The sequence below is a fragment of the Candidatus Microthrix subdominans genome (genome assembly GCA_016719385.1).
Lineage (GTDB): Bacteria > Actinomycetota > Acidimicrobiia > Acidimicrobiales > Microtrichaceae > Microthrix > Microthrix subdominans.
Genome location: JADJZA010000007.1, coordinates 369,208 through 388,289 on the forward strand (window position 1 = coordinate 369,208; position 19,082 = coordinate 388,289).

Sequence of the window (19,082 nt, forward strand, 5' to 3'; positions counted from 1 at the left end):
TCACCGATCGTATCGCCCGTCCGACAACTGCGGTGCGGGCTGCATCCCGGTGGTGTTACTGATGGCGTTAATGGGTTCCATTGACAGATGTGGGTGCGGCTGCTTGTATCGGGCTCACGTCAAACACGTCTCAGGGGGACCCCATGGCTTGGCCACTGATTACGGCTGATTCGCATCACAACGTGCCGCTCGATCTTGTCGATGAGTTGCCCGCGAAGTATCGCCAGTACTTGCCACGGATCGAGCAGCGTGAGGACGGCGCCTATCTGGTGCGGCCCCGCTTCGCAGCGGCCGCTAAGCGTAAGAAGGACCGCAAAGCGGCCAATCAGGTGCTGGACCAGATGACGGCTGCACTCTCCGACGGCATCAAGGTCGATGGGCTCGATGAGAGGCAGCTCCGCCAGATGGTGATGGGCGATTGCGGGCCGCTTGCGTCACCCGCACCGACCCCTGAGGAACGGCTGGTCGACATGGCGCGTGAGGGGGTCGTGGGCGAGGTCCTGATCGGAGAGGGGGCGTTTGGGATGATGCTCCCCGACGACGATGCCAACCTCGCATGGTGTCGGCTGGCCAACGACTGGATGGCCGACGCCTACAAGGATCACATGGGTCAGTTCGCGCCTGGGATGCTCCTGCCGTTGCACGACCTCAGAGCGGCCGCGGATGAGGTCACCCGCGCAGCGGCGATGGGCCTGCGGCCCATCCTGCTCCCCGAAGTCATCACTGGCATGCCCTACTCCGACCGGATGTGGGACCCGGTCTGGGAGGCCGCCGCAGCAGCACGGGTGCCCGTCTTTTTGCACCTCGTTGGCGGATTCGCCGGCGCGATGTTCATGGGGATCGACGCTCTGCCCATTGGCGAAGCCGGCGGGGCGCAGACGGCGTTTGCCATCGGGTCGGCCGCAGGCATGGTCACGCTGGGGTGGTTTGTGAACTCCGGCGTCCTCGAGCGGCACCCCGATCTGACGGTCGCGCTCATCGAGTGCAACGCAGGCTGGCTTGCCTACGCCATGCAGCAGTGGGATCACGCACTGCACAGCCGGTACGCGGAGATCGCCCACCGGGGCGGCGTGCTCGACGCCGACCTCAAGGCGCCACCGAGCTACTACGTCCGTCGACAGGTGAAGTGTCAGTTCATGTGGGATCCGGCGGCGATCGCGCTGCGTCACGAAATCGGGATGGACGTCCTGATGTGGGGCAACGACTATCCCCACATGGAGGGCGCCTTCCCGGATTCGCAACTCTGGGTGGACAAGCAGTTCGCCGGCGTGCCGCACGACGAAATTATGAAGATCGTGCACGACAACGCCGCCGACGTGTTGGGACTGACGGTCTGACCCGTCGCTGAGGTCGAGTGCAGCGTGTCCTCGCCGCCGACGCTCCGCCCCGGGTACTGTCACTTCATGCACGTTCGCACCAGGAGCGCACGCACGGTGTTTCTCACCATGATCGGGGTGCCGTTGATGGTCATCGTCGGCTGCGGGTCCGACGAGAAACCGTCGAGCACCACGAAGGTACCGATCACCGCGAAATCCACTACGACCGCCGCATCCGTTACCGACGCCACCGCTTTTCCAAGCGACGAGTTTTGTGCGGCGCAGACCGACCTGGAGACCGCGCAGGACGGTGCTCAGCGAAACACCGCCATCGGTGAGATGCAAGCAGCGCTTGGTGACGACGCCCCTGCCGAGGTGAGTAAAGCGCTCGAGACGTTGCTGACCGGCGACCTGGGTCCCGAGGAGTACACAGCGGCCGGGCAGACGCTTGCGGACGTCTGCGACTGAGCGCACCACGACACGGTTGCACGCCACCGCCGTGTCACGGCGCACCTCCAAGAACGCGCATCGCTCCAAAATCACTTCGAGGTCCAGCAGATTGCTTCTCCAGTCGGCCCACAATGTGGGGCCGAACCGGAAGGGGGCCTGGAATGAATAGTCTGAGATACGTGCTCGAAGTAACGAATCGGAGCGCCCAGGACCCCGAGGCTCAGACGAGCGACGGGCTCCAAAGCGCCAGAGAAGAGCGACCCCTGTCCGGCTCTCAGATTCAGGAGAACTCCACTCACCCCCTCGGCTCCAGGCGCTAGGCGTAGTGGACATGACTCCCGTCGAGTTCAGCGGCCTACTGCCGGGAGTCCGTTCGGCACGTCGGTACCGGCGCGAGTGGTTGCGCCCGGATCTCTTCGCAGGCCTCGCTCTTACCGCCCTGTTGATACCCGCTGGAATGGGTTACGCCGAAGCGTCCGGACTGCCTCCCGAGACCGGCCTCTACGCAACGATCGTGCCCCTGCTCGTGTACGCCGTGATCGGGCCTTCGCGTACCCTCGTGCTCGGTCCGGATTCTGCGCTCGCTCCCATCATTGCAGCCTCGATCCTGCCGCTCTCGGGCGGCGACCCCGACCGTGCCGTTGCACTGGCCGGCCTGCTGGCGATCCTCATGGGTGCAGCACTGGTGCTCGCGTCTGTAGCGCGCCTTGGTTTCGTGACCGATCTGCTGTCCAAGCCGATCAGGGTCGGCTACCTGAACGGAATAGCCCTGGTGGTGATCGTCGGGCAGGTCCCGAAGCTGCTCGGCTTCTCGGTGAACCGAGACTCTCTGATCGACACCGCACGCCTCACCGTGCAGGGGCTTGCCGATGGGCTCACCGACCCGCACGCCATCGCCATCGGCGCGACATCGCTGGTGCTGATGCTGACGGTCAGGAGATACCGCCGTCGCTTCCCCGCACTACTCGTGGCGGTCGGGGGATCGATGGTCGTCGTGGCGTTCTTCGGGTGGACCGACCAACTCCCCGTCGTCGGCCCGCTTCCCGAGGGTCTACCGGCCCCGGCTCTGGGTGGCCTGCAGTGGAGCGACGTCTCATCCATGATCGGCCCGGCGCTCGGCATCGCTCTGATCACTTTCGCCGACACAGCGGTGCTCTCGCGCGCGTTTGCTGCGCGCCGGGGCGAGTCGGTGGACAGCAACCACGAGATGGCGGCGGTAGGACTCGCGAGCGCGGCTGCCGGCATGCTTGGTGGCTTTCCTACCTGCGGGAGTTCGACCCGTACCCCGGCCGCCGAGCAGGCGGGCGGGCGGACCCAACTCGTGGGCGTGGTCGGAGCCGTCATGGTGATGGCGTTCATCCTGCTGGCACCGGGAGCGACCGAGTACCTGCCGTCTGCGACGTTGGCCGCTGTGGTGATCGTGGCTGCCTCGTCGCTGATGGACATACCTACGGTCATCGGTCTACTGAAGGTCGACCGAATCGAGGGGATGCTGTCGTTGGCCGCATTCGTGGGTGTGGCACTGGTCGGGGTCCTGCAAGGCATCCTCATTGCGATCGCTCTGTCGTTCGTGGCGTTCGTGAACCAAGCATGGCGGCCATACCGCACCGAACTGGTGCGCGTGGAGGGGCTCCGCGGATACCACGACGCCACCCGGCACCCGGAAGGGACTCGGGTCCCGAGGCTGGTCATCGTGCGCTTCGATGCACCACTGTTCTTCGCGAACGCCCCTCTCCTGGGAAAGCTGACGAGCGAAGCCGTCAACCAGGCGGGACCGGAAACCGCAACCGTCATACTCGCTGCCGAGGCCATGACAAGCGTCGATGCGACAGCGGTCGAGAAGCTCATCGACCTCGACGACTACCTGTCGTCGCGAGATATCCGACTGTTGCTCGCCGAGATGAAGGGGCCCGTCAAGGACCAACTCCTCCGGTACGGGCTCGGTGGGCGCTTCGATCCCAGCCGGTTCTACCCAACGGTCGGAGCCGCAGTTGACGACGTCACCGGCACCCTGCGATACGACTTCGGCACCAACCCCGACCAGCCTGGTCGGCTGCTGGGGCCCGGAGAATCAGATTTCGACCACCCGTCCCCGTAGACGGTTTCCCATGGCCACCCGTGTATTGGCCCAAGCCCTCGCCCACCAGAGATTCACTCCCGCATCGCTTCGAAACCGGAGATGACGTCGAGGAGCTCCTCGGTGACAGCGGCCTGTCGGAGCCGGTGTCGTTCTCGGTGGAGTTCGGCCAGTCGCTCCTCCACATCGCGCTGGGCGTTGTCCATCGCCACCAACCTGCTCGCCGCTACCGATGCCATGGCCTGCGCGAAGGTGCGGGTCAGCCCAGCGAAGACCGATTGGCGAACCAGCGTTGCGAGCAACTCGGTACGCCCGACGGTGTAGGTGGGCAGGCTCCGGCCTGGCCAAGGTTGACCGACCAGCTCACGGAGACGAGCGGTGTCGAAAGGCAGCAGCGGGCGATCAGCGGGTTCGAAACCGGCATGACGCCCGCGGAAGCTGGGAAAGACCAAGTGAACAGCTGGGTTGGGATCGGCGCGCCGCCAGCGATCGATACGTACGAGCAGTTCTGCTGCCCGCGGGCTGATTCCGTCGACGCTGTTGGGCAGCTCGAGCACCACGTCGGGCGGAACCCCGGTGAGTTCCAGCTCGGAGCTGAGGCGGAACCCCACTGCCACCACCTCGAAAACCGAGGTCGGACACGCGGCGACGACCTCGGCCGCGTGGCGGGCCACCTGGCGGTTGACCGGTCCGCACAGCCCCTGGTTCGACCCGAACACGATTACCGCGCTCCGACGGGGCGGAAACCGGCTGTGCCGTTCCCACGCCACGTCGTCGGCGTCGAGATGGCGGGCCACCACCTGCAAACCCCGATCGAGGGTGGATTCGTAGATCCCCATGGCGTCTGCAGCCCGCTCGAAGTGACGGACGCTCACCGCAGCCATGCCCTTCATGGTGTGGGTGACCGACTCCAGCTCCTGAGCGCTGTCGACCCGGCGGTCGATCTGCGCCATGGTCACGCTCATGTGAGCTCGCGAAGCAGGTCGGTGATCGAGCGTCGGTCGTGATCGTCCAGCGCTCGGCCAGCGGTGATGTGCTCGGCGACGGTGTCCAGCCGACCCAGGTGTTCGCGCAGCCGTCGCTCCAACGGGGCGATCTCGCCAGGTTCCAGTCCGTCGAAGGCCCCGCTGGTCACCCCGATGAGCACCGCGATCTGTTCGACCGCCGTGCGGGGATCCGACGGCGTCTGCTTGAGCACTTCGCGGACGCGCCGGCCTCGTTCCAGCTCCCGGCGCCGTTCGTGTTCGAGCCGGGCGCCATAACGGGTGAAGCGCTCGAGTTCCTCAAACTGGGCATAGGAGAGGCGTAGGTTGCCGCTCAGGGCGCGGTAGGCGGGGAGCTGCGCCTGTGCGCCCACCCGCGAGACCGACCGCCCGATGTCCACAGGCGGAAGTTGGCCGCTGCGGAACAGGCGCGGCGACAGGTACACCTGGCCGTCGGTGATGGACACGAGGTTGGTGGGGATGTACGCGGCGAGGTTCTCGGCCTGGGTTTCCACGATGGGCAACGCAGTGAGCGATCCTCCACCGAGTTCCTCGGAGCGCCGCGCCGAGCGTTCGAGGAGCCGGGAGTGGAGATAGAAGATGTCACCCGGGTACGCCTCACGTCCGGGAGGTCGACGAAGTAGCAGCGACAACTCCCGATAGGCGCGGGCATGGCGGGTGAGGTCGTCATAGACGATGAGCACATCGCGTCCCGCCTCCACGAAGTGCTCGGCCATCGTGGTTGCCGCGTAGGGAGCGATGTGGCGAAGGCCGACCGGGTCCTCTCCGGTGGCGACCACCACCACGCTGTGGTCGATTGCCCCGGTACCGCGCAACCCGGCGATGACCTTGGCGACCCCGGCGGTCTGCTGTCCGATGGCGCAGTAGACACAGATGACACCCGTGTCGCGCTGGTTCACGATGGTGTCCACCGCGATGGTGGACTTGCCGGTCTGGCGGTCACCGACGATCAGTTCGCGCTGGCCCCGGCCGATCGGTACCAGCGCGTCGATGGCCATGATCCCGGTTTGCAACGGCGTGTCGATCGGCGCGCGTTCCATGATCGCCGGTCCCCGGCGTTCGACCGGCCGACGCCCGACGGTGCGAACCCTGCCGCGTTCGTCGAGCGGGCGGCCGAGGGGATCCACGACCCGTCCCAGCAGCGCCTCCCCGACCGGGACGTCCATGACCCTGCCGGTGCCGCGCACGACCTGTCCTGCCCCGATCTCCACGCCGTGCTCGAGCACGACGATGCCGACCCCGTCCCGGTCGAGTTCCAAGGCCAGCCCGAGCCCCCCGGACTCGAACTCAACGACCTCCTCTGCGCCGACGGTGGCCAGCCCTGACGCTCGCACCACACCCCCGGCGACGCTCGTGACACGACCCTGTTCGGAATGTCCGAGCCCATAACGGAACCGCTCTCCGGCGGTGGCGACGCCGCTCACACCACGATCGAGCGCGTCGGCGAGACCACCATCGCCCAGACGACCCTCAGTGGGCGTCTGCTCGTCGATCATCGGGGGACACATCTCCACCTCCCTCACCGATGAGTTGGTCGACGATGATCCCCAGGCGGTCGAAATAGTCCCCGAGGTTCCACTCGATCGAGGTCGTGTCCGAACGCATCTCGACGCCGAGGATTGCATCCGGGGAGTGTTCAAACTCGACGGCCTGCTGCTCGCCCAGGCCCAGCTCGCGCAACCTGGCGATGAGATGTGGGCGATCCACCTGATCGGGAAACCCGAGGCGAACCGTCACGGTAGCGGGCCGGTCCGGGTCCTCCGGCGTGCCAAACAGGGCGGAGCGCGCCGGCTCGTCGGCCTCCAGGTGATCGAGGGCCTTGTCGAGGGCCCGCCGTTCGATGTCGGCATCGGCGAGGGCCACCAGGGCACGGCGCCCGACAACGAGCACCTCGGCACCAACGCGACGCTGAAGCTCGCGGTCGAGGTCCTCGCGCTCGCGTCGCAGACCCTGGAGCCATCGGTTTCGCCGGTCTTCGACGTCCTCTCGTGCCTGTTCGATCAACTCCGTCCGACGTTCGGCCGCATCATGACCGGCGTTCTCGAGCAGCTCATCACGCCGGTCGTCGATCTCCACCTGTCGACGACGGTAGGACTCCGCGGCTGCTTCCGCTTCGTGCTCGCGCTCATCGGCGTCGGTGAGCCGCTGCGCGATCTTATTCTCGCGCTCGTCCATTGCGTCGATCACCGGCTTGTACAGGAAATGCCTCAGTGCCACCACGAGGACGACGAAGTTGATCAACTGGGCGATCATGGTGAACGGGTCGAACAGCATGGCGTCGCCGCCCCCTCAGCCCGTGACCTGGGCCCAGAACGGGTTGGCGAAGATCAGGATCAGCGAGATGACCAACGCGTAGATGGCCGTGGACTCGATCAGGGCCATGGCGACGAAGAGCGTGCGGGTGATCGTGTCGGCCTCATCGGGTTGTTGAGCGATGGCACGCAAGGCTTCAGCCGCGGCACGAGCCTCACCCAGAGCCGGTCCGATCGATCCGATGGCAATGGTCAAACCGGCGGTGATCACCGACGCCATGCCGATCCAGGTTGCGGAATCCATGTGTGTTCCCTTCGTTGTTGGTCGTTCAGGCGCGCGATGGTTCGTTCGCGTCCGGCGCGGTTGCGTGGTCGCTGTGATCGTCGCTTCGTTCGGTTTGGGAGTTGGCGGAGATGTACACGGTGGCCAGCACCGCGAAGATGTAGGCCTGCACCACGCCGGTGAGCAGCCCCAGCGCGTTGAGCACGGCCGGGAAGATCAGCGGCGCGATGACCAACAAGATGGCGACGATCTTGGTGAAGCTCATCACGTTGCCGAACAGGCGCACCGCCAACGCGAGCGTGCGCGAGAGCTCCGAGATGATGTTGAACGGCAACATGAAGGGGTTGGGACGCAGGTAGCTGCGCAGATAGGTGCGCAGGCCTTGGTGGGTGATGGCGAACACGGGCACCGCCACGAAGACCGCGACGGCCAGCGCCGCAGTGGTGGAGAGCGACGCCGTGGGTGGCACATATCCCGGGAAGACCACCAGCAGGTTCGACACGAGGATGAACAGAAACAGCGTGCCAACGAAGGCGAGGTAGCGATGGGGGTCCTGGCCGCTGATCTCGCGGATCTGGTTCCGCAGCATGGTGACGATCACCTCGAGCGCGTTCTGCCATCGTGACATCCGCGGTCCCGACGACAGGCGACGGGTGATCAGCCAGGCGCCGATGATGAGCAGTGCCATGACGGCCCACGTGGTGACGAGGGTGAGGTTGATGTTGAAGAACCCGCTGCTCCAGAACACCTCAGCGTCGGGACTGATCTGGTCCTCACCCATCATTCGGCTCCCCTCGCCCCGACATCGGGGTACTTCCTGTGGCCTCGTGGGTGCCACCCATCGTTGCCGAAGGTTGGGCAACGAAGCGGCGCACCACCACCAGACGGGCGGTGATCACACCCGGCACCGCCCCAACCAGCGCCCAGGGCGACAGTCGGGCGAGGGCCACGAGCCCGACCGCGAGCAGCGCCATCCTGGCCAGGAGGCTTGCCATCACCAGGGTGGCGGGTCGCGACGTAACCACGAGACGGCGTGCGGTCCACGCCAGTGCGCCGAAAAATCCGAGACCCAGCACGAACCCGGCGAGCGCGCCCAACACGACCGCGAACACGACGGAGTAGGTCATCGTCGGTCCCCGCTGCTCTCGCGCCGTATCCAATACCACGCGGTCGCACACCCCAGCGCGATCCCGAGGACCAGGAACATGATGGTGAAGCTTCGCTCGCTCTCGGTCCTGTTATCGAGAAATACCCCGAGAGCGAGCCCCGCCAAGGTGGGGATTGCGACGGTCCAGCCCACCAGACCGAATGTACCCATGAAGGCCCAGATGCTCTCGTTGGGACCTTCGCGTGAACGTATCCGGCGTTCTGACTTGGCTGAAACCACCTTGCGCAGCGTCTCGGCGCGCTCACGGTCCAGTTCGACGCTGGAAAAGGCCTCGTCCTCATCCTTGTCCTCAGAAGATGGCATCGCGATCCAGGTCCAGTAGCTGGCGTGTGATGTCCGACTCCAGATCAGCCATGGCGCGCCGGGCGGAACGCTCACCTTCGTCGAATCCCTCGAAGGCGGTGTCGAGCTCGCGGTCGAGTGACCGCAGGTCGTCGCCGCTGAACGCCGCAGCGGTCACGACATCGACCCGGGTGCCGCACTTGACGAGGAGGCCGCCGTCGAGGGCCACCACGAATTCCTCGTCGTCCCAGACGTAGGTGAGCAAACCCTGAGCCAGGGGAGCGACGAAGTCGATGTGCCGCGGCAGCAGGGTGAACGCGCCGTTGGTCGCCTCGGCGGACACCTTGTCGACGTTGGTGTCGAGCGCCACCTGGCCGGGGGTGACGACGCGGAGACGCATGGACGGGGCCCCGGTCATGGTCGACGACCAGGGTTGGCCAGGTCGTCGAGAGAGCCGATCATGTAGAAGTCCCCTTCGCCGTGATCGGGGAGATCGTCGGCGAGGATTCGCTCGCATCCCTCGAGTGCCTCTTCGAGCTCGACCATGCGCCCGGAGCGGTCGGTGAACTGTTCGGTGACAAAGAACGGTTGTGTGAGAAACCGCTCCAACCGGCGGGCCCTGGTGACGACCAGTTGGTCCTCCTTGGAAAGTTCCTCCATCCCCAGCATCGCGATGACGTCGGAGAGGTCGTCATAGGCGGCGAGGGTCTCCCGAACCCGGCGGGCAACGGAGTAGTGGCGTTGGCCGACCACGTTCGGAGTGAGCAACTTTGAACTCGACTGCAGCGGGTCGATCGCTGGGTACAGCCCTTGGGATGCCCGGTCCCTCGACAACACGATCGAGGCCGACAGATGACCGAACACGTGCACTGCGGAGGGATCGGTGAAGTCGTCGGCCGGCACGTAGACGGCCTGCACCGAGGTGATCGCCCCGCTCTCGGTGGTGGCGATCCGCTCTTCCAGGGCGGCCAACATGCTGGCCAGGTCGGGTTGGTAGCCGAGCCTGGAGGGAATCTGTCCCAGCAGTGCTGAGACCTCGCTGCCCGCCTGCACAAACCGGAAGATGTTGTCGATCAGCAATAACACGTCCTGTTGGCGGTCGTCGCGAAAGTACTCGGCCATCGTGAGCGCTGTATGGCCCACCCGCAAGCGGGCGCCGGGTTGTTCATCCATCTGACCGAACACGAGGACAGACTGTTCCAGCACCCCACTCTCGGCGACCTCGCGGTGGAGATCCTCCGCCTCTCGGGTGCGTTCTCCGATGCCACAGAAGACGCTGGTGCCCTCGTGAGCGCCGGCCACGTTGTTGATGAGTTCCATGATGAGCACCGTCTTGCCGACCCCGGCTCCCCCGAAGAGCCCCGCCTTGCCCCCACGCTCGAGGGGAGCAAGCACGTCGATCATCTTGATACCGGTCTGGAACGTCTCGGATTTGGCCGGTCGACGGGCCAACGAAACCGGACGACGGTGGATGGACCGCTGCTCCAGGTCGACAAGATCGTCGTCGCCCAGACCATCGATCACCCGTCCGAACACGTCGAAGGTTCGCCCCCGGGTGGCATCGCCCACACCGACGGTGATGGGCGCACCCGAGTCGATGAACTCGTCGCCGCGGGCCAGCCCCTGAATGGGTGTAAGCGCAACGGTACGCACGGTTTGGCCATCGAGATGGCTGACGACCTCGACCGCGACGGCGACACGAGATCGCTCCTCGAGCGACGCTTCGCCACCGTCACCCCCCGCGGAACGGTCGGGTGTCTCCAGAAGCGTCCCGAGTTCGGGCAGTGGTGGATCCATGGCCACATCGACCACACTGCCGTGCACCCCTACCACCAGACCTGAACGGTTATCGGCGGTGTTCCTCGAGCGTCGCATCGCTGCTTTCGTCCGGTTGGATGTCCTGTGCTGTGAATGTACGTGAAGGGGCCTGAGCGTCTTCCACGATCGAGGCTCCCCAGACACTCCCTTTGTTACACCTATCCAACGGTCTGTCCAGGCGAGTTGCCAAATGGGCAGGGTGTCCGGTTGGCAGTGCGGTTTCCCCCGATCAGCGCCGCTGGCCGTTGCTAGGCTGAAGGTCCGCGACAGAGGGAACGGCGAGGGGCACGAATGACGTATCGCACGGCCAGCTTCGAACACGAGGGCCACCGGCTGGTCTACGACGAATACGGCTCGGGCGACAGCCTCGTCGTCTACATGCACGGGTTGTTGCTCGACTCGAACCTCAACCGAGGCATTGCCGACGCTCTGGCCGACCGAGGAAACCGGGTGGTACTGCTGGACCTCCTTGGCCACGGCCGCAGCGACTGCCCCGCCCATGCCGCCGAGTACCGAATCGACAGTTATGCGGAGCAGGTCATCGGCCTGCTCGACCACCTGGGAGTTGAGGGCGCCGTGTTGGGCGGGCTGTCGCTGGGCGCCAACGTCAGCCTCTTTGCCGCTGCTGCGCACCCCGAACGCGTGCAGGGCCTGGTGTTGGAGATGCCCGTGCTGGAATGGGCGGTACCTTCCGCTGCGTTGGCCTTCGTGCCCATGCTGCTCGCTGCCCACTACGGGGCTCGAGTCATGCGGTTTACCTCTGCTGCGGTCAGGCGGCTGCCCAGGACACCGTGGGGCCCGGTCAATTCCCTCATGCACGCCGGATCGCTTCCACCCGAGGTGATGGCGGCGATCCTGCACGGGGTGCTGGTGGGCCCCGTGGCGCCCACCCTCGAAGCTCGGTTGCGCATCAAGGCCCCGACGTTGGTGCTCGCCCACAGCAACGACCTGATCCACCCGTTCAGCGACGCGGTCAACCTGGTGAACCAGCTGCCGAACGCCCGTATGGAACGTGCGCGGTCGCCGGTTGAGCTGCGCCTGTTCCCCGAGCGCCTCACCGTCTGCGTCAACGAGTTTGTCGACGAGGTCGGCGGCCGTTCGCCTGCCAAGCCGGCGCTGACGCTGGCAGCGAGCAACGGATCCGGCGGGGCGTAGCTGCTGTGGCACGCGAGCCCCTCAGCGCTTCGGACGCAACGCTTCTCTATGTCAGTGACCCGGAGGCGCAGCTCCAGATCGGAGCGGTGTGCTTCTTTGAGGCGGCCGCGTTGCGGGCCGATGACGGCAGGCTTCGTCTCGACGCGATTCGTTCCCACGTCGCGGCACGCCTGCAGCAGTCGCCTCGCTTCCGCCAGAGGCTTGCTCGGATCCCGTTCGATGCTGGCCGGCCCATGTGGGTCGATGACGATCGCTTCGATATCGCCCATCACGTCAAGGGGGCGACACTGCCGGCGCCGGGGGGTCAGGCCGCCCTGCGTCGCTTCGTCGGCGACCTGCTATCGGGTTCGCTGGACCCTTCCCGGCCGTTGTGGGACGCGTGGTTCGTCGATGGGGTCGACGACGACCAGGTGGCGTTTGTGCTGCGGGTGCATCATGTGCTGGCCGATGGGATGTCGCTGTTCGGTGCGGCGATGTTGCTGATGGATTTCGAGCCCCAAGAGCATCCCGACCATGCGGTCCCGTGGACCCCGGAGTCGTCACCTAGCGACGACCGGCTCCTGGCAGAGGCCCTGATGGTTCGTGCGCGGCGTCAGGGCGAGATGGCCATCGGAGCAATCGGCCCCCTCGCCTCGCTGTTCGATCCCCGCAGGGTGCCCGGCATGCTTCGTGCGGTGGCCGGCGGCCTGGCCGGCGGGGTCAAGACAGCGCCGGCACTCCCGCTCAGCGGCCAGGTGGGTCGCCATCGCGACGTGCTGTGGGCGTCGTTGTCGATGCCCGGTCTGCAGGCGGTCAAGCGGGGCGCCGGTACCACGCTGAACGACGTCGTGCTGGCCGTGGTGGCCGGTGCTCTGCGGCGTCACCTCGGCGATGAACGTTCAGCCGAGTTGGCCGAGCAGCCGCCCCGCGTGTTGGTTCCGGTGGGATCCCCCGAGGACGGAGAAGAGGGCACCGGCAACGCCTTCTCGGCTTTGGTCGCCGAGCTTCCCGTCGCCACTGCCGACCCGTTTGACCGCCTGGCCCAGATCCACGACGACATGGTGCGCCACAAGCAGGGCGCAGGTTCGTCGATGGTTTCGTCGTTGTTCTCGGTGGTTGACGTGGTGCCACCGACGCTGCTTCGTCAGCTGGGACCACTTGCCCTGGCCCGCCAGCCGTTCGCCAACCTGGCCGTCACCAACGTTCCCGGTTCACCCGTGCCTATGTACCTGCTTGGCTCGAAACTGTTGGCCGTGCACCCGTTCATCACCGGCGTCGGCAATATCGCGCTGATCATCGGGGTGCTGTCCTACGGCGACGAGCTTGGGGTTGGCATCACGGTCGACCCCGACGTCGTCGACGACCCCGACGGACTCCTCGAGCACATCCAGGCGTCGGCTGCGGAGCTGGTGGCCGGAGTCGAGTGATACCGGCCGGCCGCTTGTGAACTCGTCGGACGGGCTCAGAAGAGGAAGGCGAACAGCGGGGAGCCGGGTTCGACCTGCTCGATGGTGAGGGGGCTCTGATCCATGCGCTTGAGGAGCGCGCCGAAGTCCTCGGCGCGCTCGATGTCGATACCGACCAGCGCCGGGCCGGTCGAGCGGTTGTTCTTCTTCACGTAGTCGAACACGACGATGTCCTCCCCGTGGGCGAGCACATCGTCGAGGAAGTGGCGAAGGGCACCCGGCTCCTGCGGGAACGTGACGAGGAAGTAGTGGCGGAGGCCCTCGTGGACCAGCGACCGCTCGATCACCTCGGCATACCGGCTGAGGTCGTTGTTGCTGCCCGACACGATGCAGGCCACCGGACCTTCCGGACGGTGGTTGAGAAATGCACGAACGGCGGCCGATGCCAGGGCGCCGGCGGGCTCGGCCACGATGCCCTCGGATTGGTAGAGGTCGATCATCTCGGTGCACACCGCCCCTTCGGGCACGGTCACCACCTCGTCGACCAGGTCACGCACCAGCGGGTAGGTGATCTCGCCGGCGCTGCCGACCGCTGCTCCCTCGACGAACGTGTCGACCTCGGCGAGGGCGACAGGTGCGCCCCTGGTGAGGGCGGCGGTCATGCTCGCAGCACCGGCCGGCTCCGCTCCCACGATCCGGATCGCGGGATGATGCAGTGCGAACCAGAGCGCGATGCCCGAGATGAGGCCACCGCCGCCGATCGGCACGACGACCGTGTCGATCGGCCGGTCGCTCTGCTCGGCGAGCTCGATGGCGATCGTGCCCTGGCCGGCGATCGTGCGCGGGTCGTCGAAGGGGTGGACGTAGACGGCGCCGGTGCGGCGGCTGTCGGCGTGGGCGGCCGCACTGGCCTCGTCGTACGAACTGCCGATGACCACCGGTTCGATCCACTCGCCGCCGAGCGCTTGGATGCGGTCGCGCTTCTGGCGCGGCGTGTTGGATGGCAGGAAGACCTTGCCGTGGATGGCGAGTTGCTTGCAGGCGAACGCCACGCCTTGACCGTGGTTGCCCGCACTGGCGCACACGACGCCTCGCTGTCGCTCGGACGGGCTGAGCGTCGAGATCAGGTTGTAGGCGCCCCGCACCTTGTAGGAGCGGCCGATCTGTTGGTCCTCGCGCTTGAGGAGGACCGGGACCCCGAGGGCGCTGGTCAAGCGCTCGCTCAGCTCGAGTGGGGTGCGGTGGATCACCCCGGCCAGACGTGCAGCAGCGTCGTCGATCGTCTGGGTGTTCAGCTCGTCGGGCATTGCGTCGAGCGTAGGGCCGGTGTGTCTGTGCCTGGTGGCACCAACGCTTGGTATCGAGTTGCCGGCGGGCGCCCGGTAGGTTCCGTCATGGGCACGACGGCAGTCGTCCCGGCACAGAATCCGGGAGGTTTCCCTTCCTATGATGCAAGCTTCGATCGCAGTGATCGGCGGGGGTATCACCGGGTTGGTGGCCGCACGTCGGCTGGTCGGCGCTGGGCACGCCGTCACCCTGTACGAATCCGGCGGTCGGCTCGGTGGTCAGGTGCGCACCGAGCAGTTCCTCGGCCACGCCGTTGATGTTGGCGCCGAGTCGCTTCATCTCGCCGGCCCAAACGCACAGCTACTCGACGAACTGGGTCTCACCGACCAACTGGTGACCGCCGAGGCCAGCTTCGCCTGGATTTGGGACGGCGTGAAGCGTCGGCGCTTGCCCGCCGGCATGGGCCCGGCAGGCCCGACCCGAATGTGGCCGATCGTGCGCTCGGGTGCTCTGTCGCCGCTCGGCATGGCCCGCGCCGGGTTGGAGCCGCTGTTGCCCCCAACCCCCGAACAACATGTCGGCGCCGATACCGATGTCTCGGTCGGCGCGTTCATCGGCCGTCGTTTTGGCGACCAGGTGACCGACCGCCTGGTCGACCCGGTGCTGGGGAGCCTGCACTCCGGGGACGTGCATCGGCTGAGCATGCGGGCGGCCACCCCGATGCTCGCCGCCAAGGCGACGCGCAACCGGTCGCTGCTGTTGGGTTCCGCCAGGTCCGGTCACTCGCCACCGTCCTTCGTCACCTTCCCCGGCGGGTTGTCGACGTTGATCGAGGGCCTCCTTGCCGGAACCGACGTCGACGTGCGGTTGGCCACGCCGGTCGACGCCATCGAGCCCAGCGGTTCCCGCTACCGGTTGATCGCCGCCGGCGCCGATCAGAGGGACTTCGACGGGGTGGTCCTGGCGCTCCCGGCCGCACCTGCCCTCGGCCTGCTGCAACCGCTGCTGGGCGAGGACGCCGCGCCCCTCGGCACGCTACGAACCGCCTCGGTGGCGACGGTCGCGGTGGCCTGGGATGCCTCCGAAGCGGCCTCGTGTGAGGCCCTCCGGGCAACCGGGATACTCACCCCTGCCAAGGCGGGCACGCTGATGAAGGCGGCCACGTTTCTGTCCACCAAGTGGCCGCACCTGCGCCACCCCGACCATGCCCTGCTCAGGCTTTCGGCGGGACGGGTGGGGGAGCACCGGGTGGCGTCGCTGCCCGACGAGCAGCTCGTCGGGCAGATGGTTGACGAGCTCCGGCGTGCCACCGGGCTGACCGGAGTGCCCATCCAGGCCCAGGTGTACCGGTGGCCGCATGCCCTCCCGCAGCTGGAAGTGGGGCACTTGGAGAAGCTGGCCGTGGTGCGGTCCGCGCTGGCGCAGCGGCCCGCATTGGCACTGGCCGGTGCCGCCTACGACGGGCTGGGCATCTCCAGCTGCATCGCCGCCGGGCAACGCGGCGCCGAGACCATGATCGATCAACTGGCACTCAACGAGGAGGCACGATGATGACCCAGCCCTCGACGGCTTCGCCCTCAACCCGCAGCGCGGTTCGGACCTTGCATCTGGACCCGGCCGACCGGCCGTTCATCGTCATCTGGGAGGTCACCCGGGCCTGTGCGTTGGCGTGTGCCCACTGCCGGGCCGATGCGATCACGCGGCGCAACTCCCTCGAGCTGAGCACGGACGAGGGGAAGGCTCTTCTGGACGACCTGGCGTCGCTGGGCGCTCCCCGCCCCATCGTGGTGCTCACCGGAGGCGACCCTTTCGAGCGTGACGACCTGGCCGAGCTGGTGCGCCACGGCCACGGGCTGGGTCTTCCGATGGCGCTGTCCCCGTCGGTCACGCCGCGGTTGACCTCCGAGGCGCTGGCCGAGCTGCGCGCCGCCGGGGCGTCGGCGGTCTCGCTGTCGCTCGACGGCGCCACGCCCGCCACCCACGATGCGTTCAGAGGCTTCGACGGCGTGCATGCGGACACGATCGAGGCGGCGGCCAACGTGCGTGCCGCCGGGTTTCGACTGCAGATCAACACGACCGTCACCAAGGACAATGCCCACGAGTTGCCGGCGCTGCTCGACACGGTTGTCGAGCTTGGGGCCGGGTTGTGGAGTGTGTTCTTCCTGGTGCCGACCGGCCGAGGTGAACAGCTGACGGCGCTGGATGCCGAAGGTGTCGAGGACGTGCTGATGTGGCTGGCCTCGGTGGCCGACCGCGTGCCGGTCAAGACCACCGAGGCGCCGCATTTCAGGCGGGTGATGCTGCAACGCGCCGATGCTGGTGGTGAGCCTCCCGACTATCGACCCGGCCCGCTCGGACGTCTCCTTCGCGACGCGCCCGTTCGCTCTGTTGCGGCCCCCAGTCCGGCCACGATCGAACGCGGCGGTTCCGGCCCCCGACGCCCGCCGCTGGACGTCAACGCCGGGCGCGGCTTCGCCTTCGTCGATCATCTCGGCGCGGTGTATCCCAGCGGCTTCCTGCCCGTGTCGGCAGGTTCGATCCGCCGGGCGCCCTTCACCGAGATCTACCGCAAATCCGAGCTGTTGGCATCGCTGCGCGACCCGACGCAGCTAGGAGGCAAGTGCGGTCGTTGCGAGTATCGGGAGGTGTGCGGCGGATCGCGCTCGCACGCCTACGCGGTCACCGGCGATCCGCTGGGGGAGGACCCGACCTGTGCCTACGAGCCGGACGGACGTGATGCCTGATCGGACACTGGATGCCCCCGAGGTGGCACGCCAACAACCCGCACCCGACACCGGAGAACCACCGGCGCTCAACCGTGCCCGGCCCGGGCAACTGAGCGTGTGGCTGTTCGTCATCGCAGCGGTGGTGCTGGTCATGATCGTGGTGGGTGGCACCACCCGCCTGACGCAGTCCGGTCTGTCGATGGTGAACTGGGAGCCGGTGGGTGGCGTGGTTCCGCCGCTGAGCGAAGCCGACTGGAACGCCGAGTTCGACGCCTACAAGACCTCCCCCGAGTTCCAGAAGATCAATGCCGACATGACCGTTGGCGATTTCAAGGGCATCTTCTTCTGGGAGTACCTGCACCGCCTGTTGGGTCGGCTGTTGGGGTTGGCGCTGGTCGTGCCATTCCTGTGGTTCCTGGCTAGGCGGGCCGTCCCTCCGGGTTATGCGCGCCGCCTGGGAGGGCTGGTACTGCTGGTCGGGCTGCAGGGCCTGATCGGCTGGTGGATGGTGGCCAGCGGGCTGGTGGATCGTCCCGACGTGGCCCACGAGCGGTTGGCGCTGCACCTCACCACCGCCCTCGTCCTGCTGGTGGGACTGATCTGGACGGCTCTCGACCTGCGGGCGCTTGCCGCAGGGCGGAGTGCCGTCACGGGGCGCCCGGTCCGTTGGGTGTGGCCCTTTGCTGTGCTCCTCGGTGTGCAGATCACCCTGGGGGCGTTCGTCGCCGGGCTGGACGCAGGGTGGATGTACAACACCTGGCCCATGATGCGGGGCTCCTGGTTACCTCCAGGCCTCACGGAGTTGTCGCCGGTCTGGTCGAACCTGGTCGACAACCCGGTAGCGGTGCAGTTCCTGCACCGCTGGTTGGCGGTGGTCGTCGCCGTGGCAGCGCTCGTCGTGGCGTCCCAGCTGTTCCGAGCGGGGGCGAGGCACTACGCGATTGCGCTCGAGTCGGCCGTGGCAGTGCAGTTCCTGCTCGGGGTGTTCACCCTGTTGCACGCCGTTCCGGTGGGTTTGGGGGTGGCCCATCAGGCGGGCGCTGTGTTGGTGTTGGTCATCACGGTGGCGGCGGCCCACTGGTCGATGGGCGGTGCTCGAAACTCGGTCGGGTCGTCGCAACCCTCGCCCTCGACGAGAACCAAGCAGTTCGGTTAACCGAGTCGTTCGCGTGTGGCGCTCAGGCGTCGTCGACCGTTGCGGCGACCCAAGTGAACGGTTGAACCCCACCGCTTGGGGTGACGTGCTCAAACCTGCCGTGTCCGTCCTCGATGAATCCGGAGCCGATCTCGGCCAGCAGTCGGTCAGCGCTGTAGCGCTCCACGGGAAGGGCCGAACAGGTCGAGGGGCCGTCCTCGGCAAAGGTGGCGAGGATCACAGACCCTCCCGGTTCGATGGACCGGAGGAGCAACTCGCGATAGCGGCGGCGGTCGTCGGCGTCGGTGAGGAAGTGGAACACGGCACGGTCGTGCCACACGTTCCAGCGGCGAGCGGGTGACCAGTCCAAAAGGTCGGCGCGGATCCAGGTGATCTCGTCGGGGCTGTCGACGTTGCGTCGCGATGCGTCGAGCGCCTCGGCGGACACGTCCAGCACGGTCAGGTCTGCGAACCCCCGCTGCTGCAGGGTGGCCGTCAGCGAGGAGGCGCCGCCACCGATGTCGATGACCGAACTCGCCGGCGTCGCCCCGACGAGGTCGAAGAGTTCGAGCGACAGGCGAGGCTCGGCCTCGAACCAACTGACGGAGTCCGCGCCGGAGGTGCGATATCGATCGTCCCAATGGGACTGACGTTCGGGTTGATCCATGGTGTGCTCCGCAATCGGCTGTACAAGGCTTCCAGCATACCCCGAGGGGTATGCTGGCTGCGTCGGCTGCCTCAGGG

At 66.8% G+C, this 19,082-nt stretch carries 19 protein-coding genes; 8 read left to right on the forward strand and 11 right to left on the reverse strand.

All coding sequences use genetic code 11. The annotated features are described in order from the left end of the window. Positions 1-89 precede the first annotated feature (89 nt). The 3 genes from IPN02_11805 (at position 90) to IPN02_11815 (ending at position 3,864) form a co-directional block, all read left to right on the forward strand. Positions 90-1,337: an amidohydrolase family protein gene (locus tag IPN02_11805; GenBank protein MBK9297492.1), complete on the forward strand. Its 1,248-nt coding sequence runs from the start codon at positions 90-92 to the stop codon at positions 1,335-1,337. A gap of 66 nt (positions 1,338-1,403) precedes the next feature. Then, complete coding sequence (locus IPN02_11810) at positions 1,404-1,784, forward strand: hypothetical protein (protein MBK9297493.1); 381 nt, start codon at positions 1,404-1,406, stop codon at positions 1,782-1,784. Between the two features lie 313 nt (positions 1,785-2,097). Continuing rightward, positions 2,098-3,864 (forward strand): SulP family inorganic anion transporter, encoded by a 1,767-nt coding sequence (locus IPN02_11815; protein ID MBK9297494.1) that lies wholly within the window; start codon positions 2,098-2,100, stop codon positions 3,862-3,864. 53 nt (positions 3,865-3,917) lie between these two features. Here the strand turns inward: IPN02_11815 and IPN02_11820 are convergent, their stop codons facing one another. From IPN02_11820 to IPN02_11860, 9 genes are read right to left on the reverse strand one after another with little or no spacing between them, the layout of a single operon-like run. Continuing rightward, a complete protein-coding gene (locus IPN02_11820) occupies positions 3,918-4,808 on the reverse strand; it encodes a F0F1 ATP synthase subunit gamma (GenBank protein ID MBK9297495.1) in 891 nt (296 codons plus the stop codon). After that, complete coding sequence (locus IPN02_11825) at positions 4,805-6,343, reverse strand: F0F1 ATP synthase subunit alpha (protein MBK9297496.1); 1,539 nt, start codon at positions 6,341-6,343, stop codon at positions 4,805-4,807. The genes IPN02_11820 and IPN02_11825 overlap by 4 nt, the downstream gene beginning before the upstream one ends. Next, positions 6,318-7,121, reverse strand: a complete 804-nt coding sequence (locus IPN02_11830) for a hypothetical protein (protein ID MBK9297497.1) — start codon at positions 7,119-7,121, stop codon at positions 6,318-6,320. The genes IPN02_11825 and IPN02_11830 overlap by 26 nt, the downstream gene beginning before the upstream one ends. A 15-nt stretch (positions 7,122-7,136) precedes the next feature. After that, a complete protein-coding gene (locus tag IPN02_11835; protein ID MBK9297498.1) occupies positions 7,137-7,403 on the reverse strand; it encodes a F0F1 ATP synthase subunit C in 267 nt (88 codons plus the stop codon). Positions 7,404-7,428: 25 nt separating this feature from the next. Continuing rightward, positions 7,429-8,163, reverse strand: a complete 735-nt coding sequence (locus tag IPN02_11840; protein ID MBK9297499.1) for a F0F1 ATP synthase subunit A — start codon at positions 8,161-8,163, stop codon at positions 7,429-7,431. Continuing rightward, on the reverse strand, positions 8,156-8,509 hold the full coding sequence (locus IPN02_11845; GenBank protein ID MBK9297500.1) for an ATP synthase subunit I: 354 nt from the start codon (positions 8,507-8,509) through the stop codon (positions 8,156-8,158). Before IPN02_11845 ends, IPN02_11840 begins: the two co-directional genes overlap by 8 nt. Continuing rightward, a complete protein-coding gene (locus IPN02_11850; GenBank protein ID MBK9297501.1) occupies positions 8,506-8,853 on the reverse strand; it encodes an AtpZ/AtpI family protein in 348 nt (115 codons plus the stop codon). The genes IPN02_11845 and IPN02_11850 overlap by 4 nt, the downstream gene beginning before the upstream one ends. Next, positions 8,840-9,250: a F0F1 ATP synthase subunit epsilon gene (locus IPN02_11855; GenBank protein ID MBK9297502.1), complete on the reverse strand. Its 411-nt coding sequence runs from the start codon at positions 9,248-9,250 to the stop codon at positions 8,840-8,842. The genes IPN02_11850 and IPN02_11855 overlap by 14 nt, the downstream gene beginning before the upstream one ends. Continuing rightward, the gene (locus IPN02_11860; GenBank protein ID MBK9297503.1) at positions 9,247-10,707 is read right to left on the reverse strand and encodes a F0F1 ATP synthase subunit beta; all 1,461 of its coding nucleotides are present in this window, start codon (positions 10,705-10,707) and stop codon (positions 9,247-9,249) included. Before IPN02_11860 ends, IPN02_11855 begins: the two co-directional genes overlap by 4 nt. Positions 10,708-10,941: 234 nt before the next feature. On the opposite strand from IPN02_11860, the gene IPN02_11865 reads away from it, so the two are divergent. Both IPN02_11865 and IPN02_11870 read left to right on the forward strand, forming a co-directional pair. Continuing rightward, positions 10,942-11,805, forward strand: coding sequence for an alpha/beta hydrolase (locus IPN02_11865; protein ID MBK9297504.1), 864 nt, complete (start codon positions 10,942-10,944; stop codon positions 11,803-11,805). Positions 11,806-11,810: 5 nt separating this feature from the next. Further along, entirely contained in the window at positions 11,811-13,211 is a 1,401-nt protein-coding gene (locus tag IPN02_11870; protein MBK9297505.1) for a wax ester/triacylglycerol synthase family O-acyltransferase, read from the forward strand. 35 nt (positions 13,212-13,246) lie between these two features. On the opposite strand, the gene ilvA is transcribed toward IPN02_11870, so the two are convergent. After that, positions 13,247-14,497 carry a threonine ammonia-lyase IlvA gene (gene ilvA / locus IPN02_11875; protein ID MBK9297506.1) on the reverse strand — a complete coding sequence of 417 codons (1,251 nt, stop codon included), beginning with the start codon at positions 14,495-14,497 and terminating at the stop codon, positions 13,247-13,249. Positions 14,498-14,639: 142 nt separating this feature from the next. Here ilvA and hemG point away from each other — a divergent pair, with 142 nt between their 5' ends. Genes hemG through IPN02_11890 form a run of 3 tightly spaced genes read left to right on the forward strand, consistent with a single transcriptional unit; the run spans position 14,640 to position 18,359 of the window. Beyond that, positions 14,640-16,028: a protoporphyrinogen oxidase gene (gene hemG, locus IPN02_11880; protein ID MBK9297507.1), complete on the forward strand. Its 1,389-nt coding sequence runs from the start codon at positions 14,640-14,642 to the stop codon at positions 16,026-16,028. After that, positions 16,028-17,221 (forward strand): TIGR04053 family radical SAM/SPASM domain-containing protein, encoded by a 1,194-nt coding sequence (locus IPN02_11885; protein MBK9297508.1) that lies wholly within the window; start codon positions 16,028-16,030, stop codon positions 17,219-17,221. The genes hemG and IPN02_11885 overlap by 1 nt, the downstream gene beginning before the upstream one ends. Next, a complete protein-coding gene (locus IPN02_11890; GenBank protein ID MBK9297509.1) occupies positions 17,214-18,359 on the forward strand; it encodes a COX15/CtaA family protein in 1,146 nt (381 codons plus the stop codon). The genes IPN02_11885 and IPN02_11890 overlap by 8 nt, the downstream gene beginning before the upstream one ends. Positions 18,360-18,381: 22 nt before the next feature. Here IPN02_11890 and IPN02_11895 read toward each other — a convergent pair whose 3' ends face one another. Continuing rightward, the gene (locus IPN02_11895) at positions 18,382-19,005 is read right to left on the reverse strand and encodes a methyltransferase domain-containing protein (GenBank protein ID MBK9297510.1); all 624 of its coding nucleotides are present in this window, start codon (positions 19,003-19,005) and stop codon (positions 18,382-18,384) included. Positions 19,006-19,082 lie beyond the last annotated feature (77 nt).

Bases quoted from the DNA above. Each gene is read 5' to 3' on its own strand.
- IPN02_11850 (MBK9297501.1), bottom strand. From the start codon at position 8,853: ATGCCATCTTCTGAGGACAAGGATGAGGACGAGGCCTTTTCCAGCGTC.
- IPN02_11895 (MBK9297510.1), bottom strand. From the start codon at position 19,005: ATGGATCAACCCGAACGTCAGTCCCATTGGGACGATCGATATCGCACC.
- IPN02_11855 (MBK9297502.1), bottom strand. From the start codon at position 9,250: ATGACCGGGGCCCCGTCCATGCGTCTCCGCGTCGTCACCCCCGGCCAG.
- IPN02_11885 (MBK9297508.1), top strand. From the start codon at position 16,028: ATGACCCAGCCCTCGACGGCTTCGCCCTCAACCCGCAGCGCGGTTCGG.
- hemG (MBK9297507.1), top strand. From the start codon at position 14,640: ATGCAAGCTTCGATCGCAGTGATCGGCGGGGGTATCACCGGGTTGGTG.
- IPN02_11890 (MBK9297509.1), top strand. From the start codon at position 17,214: ATGCCTGATCGGACACTGGATGCCCCCGAGGTGGCACGCCAACAACCC.
- IPN02_11865 (MBK9297504.1), top strand. From the start codon at position 10,942: ATGACGTATCGCACGGCCAGCTTCGAACACGAGGGCCACCGGCTGGTC.
- IPN02_11825 (MBK9297496.1), bottom strand. From the start codon at position 6,343: ATGATCGACGAGCAGACGCCCACTGAGGGTCGTCTGGGCGATGGTGGT.
- ilvA (MBK9297506.1), bottom strand. From the start codon at position 14,497: ATGCCCGACGAGCTGAACACCCAGACGATCGACGACGCTGCTGCACGT.
- IPN02_11815 (MBK9297494.1), top strand. From the start codon at position 2,098: ATGACTCCCGTCGAGTTCAGCGGCCTACTGCCGGGAGTCCGTTCGGCA.
- IPN02_11820 (MBK9297495.1), bottom strand. From the start codon at position 4,808: ATGAGCGTGACCATGGCGCAGATCGACCGCCGGGTCGACAGCGCTCAG.
- IPN02_11845 (MBK9297500.1), bottom strand. From the start codon at position 8,509: ATGACCTACTCCGTCGTGTTCGCGGTCGTGTTGGGCGCGCTCGCCGGG.
- IPN02_11830 (MBK9297497.1), bottom strand. From the start codon at position 7,121: ATGCTGTTCGACCCGTTCACCATGATCGCCCAGTTGATCAACTTCGTC.
- IPN02_11810 (MBK9297493.1), top strand. From the start codon at position 1,404: ATGCACGTTCGCACCAGGAGCGCACGCACGGTGTTTCTCACCATGATC.
- IPN02_11840 (MBK9297499.1), bottom strand. From the start codon at position 8,163: ATGGGTGAGGACCAGATCAGTCCCGACGCTGAGGTGTTCTGGAGCAGC.
- IPN02_11860 (MBK9297503.1), bottom strand. From the start codon at position 10,707: ATGCGACGCTCGAGGAACACCGCCGATAACCGTTCAGGTCTGGTGGTA.
- IPN02_11835 (MBK9297498.1), bottom strand. From the start codon at position 7,403: ATGGATTCCGCAACCTGGATCGGCATGGCGTCGGTGATCACCGCCGGT.